Below are 8,513 nucleotides of genomic sequence, written 5' to 3' on the forward strand. Positions count from 1 at the left end.
ACCGTTGCTGCTCATTTGGAACTCAAAATAGCCGATAAGCAGGATGTTCTGGAAGAGTTGAATGTCGGGCAGCGTGCAGAAATGTTGTTAGCTGTTATCGAAGGCGAGCTTGATCTGATTCAGGTCGAGAAGCGCATTCGTGGTCGTGTTAAGAAGCAAATGGAAAAGAGTCAGCGCGAGTACTACCTGAATGAGCAAATGAAAGCTATCCAGAAAGAAATGGGAGCGATCAACGAAGGTGGTAACGAGTTCGAAGAGCTGGAAAACAAAATTCAAACGGTGGGTATGAGTGCAGAGGCCAAGAAGAAGGCTGAAGCAGAGCTTAAAAAGTTGAAGATGATGTCGCCGATGTCTTCAGAGGCCTCTGTTGTGCGGGGCTATGTTGAATGGCTTGTAAACCTTCCCTGGAAAAAGAAAAGTAAAGTTCGTCACGATATCGTTAAGGCAAGAGAAATTCTTGATGCGGACCATTACGGCCTGGAAGAAGTTAAAGATCGTATTATTGAATATTTGGCAGTGCAGAGCCGGGTTAAGAAGCTTAAAGGGCCGGTATTGTGTTTGGTTGGGCCTCCTGGTGTAGGTAAAACCTCCTTGGGGCAATCTATTGCGAAGGCAACAAACCGAAAATATACCCGTGTTGCACTGGGTGGTGTGCGTGATGAAGCAGAGATTCGTGGTCATCGCCGAACTTATATCGGTTCAATGCCAGGTAAACTGATTCAGAAGCTTTCTAAAGTCGAAGTGAAGAACCCGCTGTTCTTGTTTGATGAAATCGATAAATTGGGTGCTGATCATCGTGGTGACCCGGCTTCGGCTTTGCTTGAGGTGTTAGATCCAGAACAAAATCATACCTTTAATGATCACTATCTAGAAGTAGATTATGATTTGTCCGATGTTATGTTTGTCTGTACCTCAAACTCAATGAACATCCCTCCGGCCTTGCTTGATCGTATGGAGGTTATCCGTATTCCGGGTTACACCGAAGATGAAAAGATCAATATCGCGCAAAAATACCTGATCCCGAAACAGATCAAAGATAATGGCCTGAAAAAAGGTGAGCTCGCTATTGCCGAAGATGCAATAAGAGATGTGATTCGTTATTACACCAAAGAAGCGGGTGTTCGAGGGCTGGAGCGAGAGCTTGCTAAAGTTTGTCGCAAGGTAGTGAAGGAAATTCTAGAGTCTAAAGAGGCTATTGAGATTACCGTAGATAGCAAAAATATCGATCAGTACTTAGGTGTGCGCAAATTTAGTTACGGCATGGCTGATGAAAAGGACCGGGTAGGGCAGGTTACTGGTCTGGCATGGACGCAGGTTGGCGGCGAGTTGTTGTCAATTGAATGTAGTACTGTGCCGGGTAAAGGTAAGGTTGTTCGGACGGGGTCTTTGGGTGATGTAATGCTGGAGTCAATACAAGCTGCTATGACTGTTGTAAGAAGTCGAGCTGGCGGCTTTTATATCGATGACAACTTTCATGAAAAGCATGATATTCATGTCCATGTTCCTGAAGGTGCGACGCCAAAAGATGGGCCGAGTGCGGGTATCGCAATGTGCACGGCAATGGTTTCCTCATTTACTGGCATTCCAGTTCGTGCAGACGTTGCGATGACAGGTGAAATAACCTTGCGTGGTCAGGTCCTTGCTATTGGTGGCTTGAAAGAAAAGTTATTAGCGGCACATAGAGGTGGAATAAAACTAGTTCTAATTCCTCAAGAAAATGAAAAAGACTTGAAGGAAATTCCGGATAATATTAGAGCAGACCTCGAAATTGTACCGGTTAAGTGGATTGACGAAGTTTTAGAGCGCGCTTTGGCGTATTCTCCCGAAAGTGATGAACACAAGGAAAAAATGCTGCAAAAGTCCGAAAAAGAAGGTTCAGAGGTGAAAGATGAGGCTTCTGAGAGAATAAATACACATTAGGCGCTCAGGCTGCTTGACAGGGCTTTCGCTCAGTTGGTATAAAACAGTCTGACGTCAGGCAGCAGTAATTTAGGGGGCTCCGACCTGTCATGTGATATTTGTTAGTTGTCTTTTTGAGTATCAAAGATACAATTGACGAATGTTTTTAAAAGTGTAAGATTTCTAAGAATCAAAAAGCACATCATTATAAATTATATACAGAGATTACCTTGCAGCATTCTGCGAAAGTCTCGTATGTTTACAGTTATCTCAAAAGGGGTTTAGTGTGAATAAGTCTGAACTAATTGATGCAATTGCAGAATCTGCAGACATTTCTAAAGCAGCCGCTGGTCGTGCTATCGACGCGGTTGTAGAATCAGTTACAAATGCACTTAAAGAAGGTGATCAGGTAACGTTGATTGGTTTTGGTACCTTCTCTGTGAAAGATCGTGCAGCAAGAACTGGTCGTAACCCACAGACTGGTGCAGAAATTCAAATCGCTGCTGCCAAGATTCCTAGCTTTAAAGCTGGTAAAGGCCTAAAGGATGCAGTAAACGGCTAGTAAGCTGTTTGTTGAATCGGCTTACTTTAGTAAGTTAGAAAAAAGCCGCTCTTAGCGGCTTTTTTTGTGCCTGTAATTCGTGAATTGCTAAGTGAGTCGGAATGATTTGGGGTGTTTTGACAGTACCTGGCATAAATCTAATATGGGGCTAAACTTAAAGGATAAGCAAAAGGAGGATGTTCGCTTTGAGTACGGCAAAGATATTGTTAGTAGAAGATAATGCAGGTGAAGAAGAGTTGGCTTTGTTTGCGCTTAAAAAAGCGGGCGTAGAGCAGAAAGATGTTGTCATTGTTAGGGATGGGCAAGAGGCGATTGATTACCTGTGTGGAAAGGGGCAGTACGCTGGCCAGCAGTTCGACCCTGAGATAAGGGTGGTTTTCCTCGATTTGAATTTGCCAAAAGTTCATGGTCTGGATGTGTTGAAAGAGCTTCGTCACAACCTGGACACTCAATGCCTACCTGTTGTCATCCTAACCTCCTCCGATGAAGAGAGAGATGTTCAGGAAGGTTATCGGGCCGGCGCAAACAGCTATATTCAAAAGTCTTTTGATATAAATGAATTTAAAGACAATATCTCAGCACTTCGGAATTATTGGTTAGACATTAACCTTTCTCCGGTATCAAGGTAGCTATATGCATTTAGTGGAAGGTAAGATTATACGAATATTAATCGTCGATGACTCCGAAGACGATGTCAGGTTCAACCTTGAGTGATCAGTCATTTTTTGATGATATCAAGATCTGGCAAAAAGAATATGACCTGCTGCCTCAGAGAATTTGTTTTGAAATTACAGAAACCTCTGCAATCGATAACCTGGTTGATGCGGTAGAGTTTATTAATGAAATTAGAGGGCTAGGCTTTAAGTTTGCGCTAGATGATTTTGGTGTTGGTTTGAGCTCTTTTTCTTATCTTAAAACGATTCCTGTCGACTTCCTGAAGATTGATGGGAGCTTTGTTAAGAATATGTTGAGCGACAGTATTGATAGAGGGATTGTGGAGTCGTGCAATATGATAGCGCACGCAGCGGGTCTAGAGACGATCGCAGAGTTTGTTGAGGATGATGCGACTTGCGAAGCGCTAAGAGAAATTGGAATAGACTTTGCTCAAGGATTTGGCATCGTGATGCCTGGCCCCTTACCTGATCAAGAGTCAAGCTAATAAGCGTGAACCCTCCGTCGCTTCCATTCTATGCTTGACCAAATCTTAAAAAAACTCGTTAATTTCTTAAACGGTCTTAACACCTTGTTTGTTCTGCCGTCACTGGTCTTACTTGTAATTAGTGACGTTATTTTGCGTTCATTATTTTCCTCTCCCATTGCTTGGGCTCACGAATTGTCGGGTTTGCTGCTACTCAGCATGTTCTTTATTAGCGATTCCAAAGTGTATAGAGGGCCATGAATTATTGAGTGTTGACCTGCTTTACCAAGCCTTGTCGGCTTCTAAGCAACGCTCCCTAAAATGCGCTTCATATGTTTTCTTGGTTTTGTTCTCGCTACTTGTCGTTTGGCAGGCGGTGTTGGGCGCGATAGATAGCTATACCTATGAAGATCAAGCTTATACTATCGACATACCTTATTGGCCTTTCTATGCCTTGATGGCTTTTATCGGGCTTGTGACAACGCTTCAATCATTGAGTTTGCTATGGGCTAGCCAAGGTTCTGGTCGAACCAAAGAGGGGCATTCGTGAACTCTGAAAGTGTTGGCCTGTTGGCCATGGCCTGCTTGCTTATATTAATTGCTCTGCGTGTACCGATTGCTATCGCTTTGATAGCGGTAGGTCTGCTTGGAAATGTCTACCTTCAGAGCTTTGAGTCGGCTATCGTTCAGTTTCAGTTGGTTAGTTGGGAAGTCGCCAGTAACTTTGTATTGGTGACCTTACCTATATTTGTTTGGATGGGAGCTTTAGCTCAAACAACGGGCTTGGGTAAAGATCTTTTCTATTGCTTTAACCGCTGGTTCGGGCGAATTCCCGGTGGCTTGGCGATCACATCTATCAGCTGCTCAGCAACCTTTGGAGCGGTCACAGGCTCTAGTGTTGCAACAGTCACAGCAATGGGCAAAATGCTGATGCCAGAGATGCGGCGTTACGGCTATAACCAAAGCCTTGCGACTGGCTCAATCGCATCAGCCGGTGTGCTCGCCATTCTTATTCCTCCGAGTATCCCTTTGGTCTTTTATGCGGCCTGGACGGAAACCTCGCTAGGCGACCTGTTTATAGCGGGTATTATTCCGGGAATTCTATTAGCTTTGATGTTTGGTCTATATGTCATGATTCGCTGTAAGCTCAAGCCCGAGCTTGCACCGGGTGGTGAGCATTACTCGGTGGCAGAGCGGATCAAGGCGCTACCAAAACTCCTGCCGGCATTGTCACTAATGCTTATTGTTTTGGGTAGTATTTACGGAGGCTATGCAACGCCAACAGAGGCCGCGGCTATTGGTTTGGCTTGGGTATTCGTTATTGCCTTATTTCGCGGACGCTTAAGTGCAATGATTCTGAAAGAAAGTTTGGGCCAAAGCGTTTCGCTGAGCGGCAACATCTTTTTGTTATTCTTAGGAGGCGTATTCTTTAGCCGCTTCATGGCGCAGACTGACGTGACTCAGCTCTTGATAGAGTCCATCGCCGGTTGGGGTGATTCATCTTTCTTGATAATGTTAGCTCTATTGCTCTTGTATCTGGTGCTCGGGGCTGTATTAGACACCTCTGGGATGATTATCCTCACCTTGCCTTTTGTCTTCCCTTTGGTGACCTCTTTAGGATATGAGCCGGTCTGGTTTGGTATTTTTATCGTTATGATGATTGAGCTATCGCTGATTACGCCGCCAATCGGTATCAATGTATTTGTAATGCAGCGCGTTGCTCCGGATATACCCTTAACAACTGTCTTTAAGGGTGCCTTACCATTCGTAGTAATAAGCTTGGTTATGGTACTACTGCTGCTGATCTTCCCTGAAATAGCTTTGTGGTTGCCTGGGCAAATGAAAGATTAGAGTTTCTCTACTCTTGGTGTCCTCTGTGGTTCATCGGTTTATCACTTCAAGATCAAAACATAAAACACGGTTCACCACAGAGGTCACAGAGAGGCCTGCGGCCTACACCGAGAAAAGATAAAAAGGTTTTTAGGGTGTCTTAATCCCTTCCTCTGTGCAGCGAAGCGCTCGGTGTCCTCTGTGGTTTAAGCCTTTCCCTGCGTATCGTGCTTGTTATAAGCCTCTACAATTCGTTGAACAATAGGGTGTCTGACAACATCAGATGGGCGGAAGTGGATGCTGCTGATGCCTTTTACGCCATTTAAAACGCGCTGAGCCTGAGCTAAGCCCGACATCGCGTGTTTAGGTAGGTCGGTTTGGGTTAGGTCGCCCGTAATAACGGCTGTTGAGCCAAAACCAATTCGGGTCAGGAACATCTTCATTTGTTCGGGTGTGGTGTTCTGGCTTTCGTCCAAAATAATAAAAGCATTATTAAGTGTTCGGCCGCGCATAAAGGCGAGTGGTGCGACTTCTATGATGTTCTTATCCATGAGCTTGGCGACTTGGTCGAAGCCTAGCATTTCATATAGCGCGTCATAGAGAGGGCGCAAGTAAGGGTCAACTTTCTGAGCCAGGTCGCCAGGCAGAAAGCCAAGCTTTTCTCCTGCTTCAACTGCGGGCCGAACTAGCAGAATGCGTTTAACTTCTTCGTTATTTAGCGCTTCTACAGCACAAGCAACAGCAAGGTAGGTTTTGCCAGTACCAGCAGGGCCTAAGCCAAAATTAATATCATGCTGCTTAATGTTAGCAACATATTGGCACTGGTTCTCGCCGCGAGGTTTAACTTGGCTTCGAGGTGTTTTGATTAGTCGAGCTTCTTCTGATAGCTCGCTCGAAATAGCATCAACGCCAAACTCCTGAACAAAGAGGTGAACCATTTCAAGGCTAATGCTCGAATTATCCTCGGTCTCTCGATATAGGTGTCTGATTATCTCTAGCGCCGCCTGAGATGCTTCAGCTTTTTCGCCACGTATTTTGAAAACAGCGCCCCGATAGCTAATCTTAACATCTAGGCGCATCTCCAGGTGTTTGATGTTTTCATCAAATTGGCCGCACAAACAGGCGAGGCGGTCATTATCAAAAGGCGTCAGTGCAACTTCTTTAATGGTAATGGAGCCAGTGCTCGTTGTTTTGACTTTATCGTCAGGCTGCTTGTCTTGCCGTCTGGCTAACTTTTCTTTTTTAGTAGTCTTGCTCATCGACTCTTTCACCACGTAATGAATTTGCGTAAGCATCGGTAATCTTCACGTCGATAAAGCGCCCGATCAAGGCACTATCTGAGCGGTCTTGCTTCGCTTTGAAGTTCACAACACGGTTATTTTCGGTTCGGCCTTGTAGCTCCCCGGGGTCTTTCTTAGAAAAACCTGTGACCAGAATTCGTTCGGTATTACCGACCATTTTTCGGCTAATATCTTGAGCTTGTTGAAGAATGCGCTGCTGCAGAATTTGCAGTCGTTGTTTTTTAACTTCTTCGCTTGTTTCATCAGGTAAATCTGCTGCTGGTGTACCCGGGCGCGCGCTATAGATAAAACTAAAAGAAGCGTCAAAGCCAACGTCATTGATCAGCTTCATGGTGTCTTCAAAGTCTTTCTCGGTTTCGCCAGGGAAGCCAATGATAAAGTCTGAAGAGATACTAATATCAGGGCGGTGCTTACGTATACGGCGAATTTTAGATTTGTACTCTAATGCCATATGGCCGCGCTTCATCGCATTCAGTATTCTGTCTGAACCGCTTTGAACAGGAAGGTGGAGGTGGCTTACCAGCTCAGGAGTATCGGCATAAACGTCGATAAGTGAGTCACTGAACTCAACCGGATGCGACGTTGTAAAACGAATTCGGTCAATGCCTTCAATGGCTGCGGTTAGTGTGATTAACTCAGCAAGATCCATCATATCGCCATCGTGCGTTTCACCTTGGTAGGCGTTAACGTTTTGGCCGAGTAAGTTGATTTCACGCACACCTTGAGTAGCAAGGTGGGAGATTTCTGCCAGTACGTCATCAACAGGGCGGCTAACTTCCTCACCTCGCGTGTAAGGCACAACACAAAAAGTACAATACTTGCTACAGCCTTCCATAATTGAAACAAACGCAGAAGGGCCATTTATACCGGGAGCAGGGAGGTGGTCAAACTTTTCAACTTCAGGGAAGCTGATGTCGACCACGCCTACATCAGTTGTTTTTGATGCGTCGATCATCTCTGGTAGGCGATGAAGCGTTTGTGGGCCAAAGATCACGTCTACAAAAGGCGCGCGAGAACGAATCGCCTCACCTTCCTGACTGGCAACGCAACCACCAACTCCGATAGTTAGTTCCGGGTTGCTTTCCTTAAGCTTCTTCCAGCGACCAAGCTGGTGAAAGACCTTTTCCTGTGCTTTTTCACGAATAGAGCAGGTGTTAAGAAGAATGATGTCAGCATCACTCTCGTTCTCGGTTAACTCAACTTTATGACTGTCTTGCAGTAAGTCTGTCATGCGAGATGAGTCGTACTCATTCATCTGGCAGCCGTGAGTTTTAATAAAAAGCTTCTTGGTCGTGTTGTCGGTCATCTAAATATCAATCGCTTGCGAAAAGAGTTGCTTAAAAAATAGGCGGCAGATTATACATCTAAGCAGGCAGTGGGTGTAGTTTTTTCTGTCGCTAAAGACTGCCCTTAAAGATCAAAACACAAAAGACGGTTCACCACCGAGGGCACAGAGAGGCCTGCGGCCTACACAGAGAAAAGATAAAAACAGAGAAAAGATAAAAGCCTTTTTAGGTGTGTCTCCATCTCTTCCTCTGTGCAGCGAAGCGCCAGGTGTCCTCTGTGGTTCTTCGGTTTATCCCTTAAAGATCAAAACACAAAAGACGGTTCACCACCGAGGGCACAGAGAGGCCTGCGGCCTACACAGAGAAAAGATAAAAACAGAGAAAAGATAAAAGCCTTTTTAGGTGTGTCTCCATCTCTTCCTCTGTGCAGCGAAGCGCCCGGTGTCCTCTGTGGTTCTTCGGTTTATCCCTTAAAGATCAAAACACAAAAGACGGTT

At 45.2% G+C, this 8,513-nt stretch carries 8 protein-coding genes; 6 read left to right on the forward strand and 2 right to left on the reverse strand.

Going from position 1 to position 8,513, the window contains the following annotated elements; translation table 11 throughout:
• The 6 genes from lon to A3757_RS16365 form a co-directional block, all read left to right on the forward strand.
• The coding region (lon, locus tag A3757_RS16335; RefSeq protein WP_068739938.1) for an endopeptidase La at positions 1-1,920 on the forward strand (1,920 nt) is incomplete at its 5' end.
• A 265-nt stretch (positions 1,921-2,185) separates the two neighbouring features.
• Positions 2,186-2,461 carry a nucleoid-associated protein HU-beta gene (gene hupB / locus A3757_RS16340; RefSeq protein WP_068506893.1) on the forward strand — a complete coding sequence of 92 codons (276 nt, stop codon included), beginning with the start codon at positions 2,186-2,188 and terminating at the stop codon, positions 2,459-2,461.
• Positions 2,462-2,646: 185 nt separating this feature from the next.
• Entirely contained in the window at positions 2,647-3,090 is a 444-nt protein-coding gene (locus tag A3757_RS16345) for a response regulator (RefSeq protein WP_068739941.1), read from the forward strand.
• A 47-nt stretch (positions 3,091-3,137) separates the two neighbouring features.
• On the forward strand, positions 3,138-3,620 hold the full coding sequence (locus A3757_RS16350; protein ID WP_068638188.1) for an EAL domain-containing protein: 483 nt from the start codon (positions 3,138-3,140) through the stop codon (positions 3,618-3,620).
• Positions 3,621-3,741: 121 nt separating this feature from the next.
• Positions 3,742-4,149, forward strand: coding sequence for a TRAP transporter small permease (locus A3757_RS16360; RefSeq protein WP_082870356.1), 408 nt, complete (start codon positions 3,742-3,744; stop codon positions 4,147-4,149).
• Positions 4,146-5,450 (forward strand): TRAP transporter large permease, encoded by a 1,305-nt coding sequence (locus A3757_RS16365; protein ID WP_082870357.1) that lies wholly within the window; start codon positions 4,146-4,148, stop codon positions 5,448-5,450. Before A3757_RS16360 ends, A3757_RS16365 begins: the two co-directional genes overlap by 4 nt.
• A 185-nt stretch (positions 5,451-5,635) precedes the next feature.
• On the opposite strand, the gene A3757_RS16370 is transcribed toward A3757_RS16365, so the two are convergent.
• Positions 5,636-6,688, reverse strand: coding sequence for a PhoH family protein (locus A3757_RS16370; protein ID WP_082865270.1), 1,053 nt, complete (start codon positions 6,686-6,688; stop codon positions 5,636-5,638).
• A complete protein-coding gene (gene miaB / locus A3757_RS16375; protein ID WP_068638191.1) occupies positions 6,672-8,036 on the reverse strand; it encodes a tRNA (N6-isopentenyl adenosine(37)-C2)-methylthiotransferase MiaB in 1,365 nt (454 codons plus the stop codon). The genes A3757_RS16370 and miaB overlap by 17 nt, the downstream gene beginning before the upstream one ends.
• Between the last annotated feature and the right edge of the window lie 477 nt (positions 8,037-8,513).

The sequence above is a fragment of the Oleiphilus sp. HI0117 genome (assembly GCF_001635235.1).

Excerpts from the sequence above, each read along its gene's own strand:
- A3757_RS16350 (WP_068638188.1), top strand. The coding sequence starts at position 3,138 with ATGACTCCGAAGACGATGTCAGGTTCAACCTTGAGTGATCAGTCATTT.
- A3757_RS16370 (WP_082865270.1), bottom strand. The coding sequence starts at position 6,688 with ATGAGCAAGACTACTAAAAAAGAAAAGTTAGCCAGACGGCAAGACAAG.
- miaB (WP_068638191.1), bottom strand. The coding sequence starts at position 8,036 with ATGACCGACAACACGACCAAGAAGCTTTTTATTAAAACTCACGGCTGC.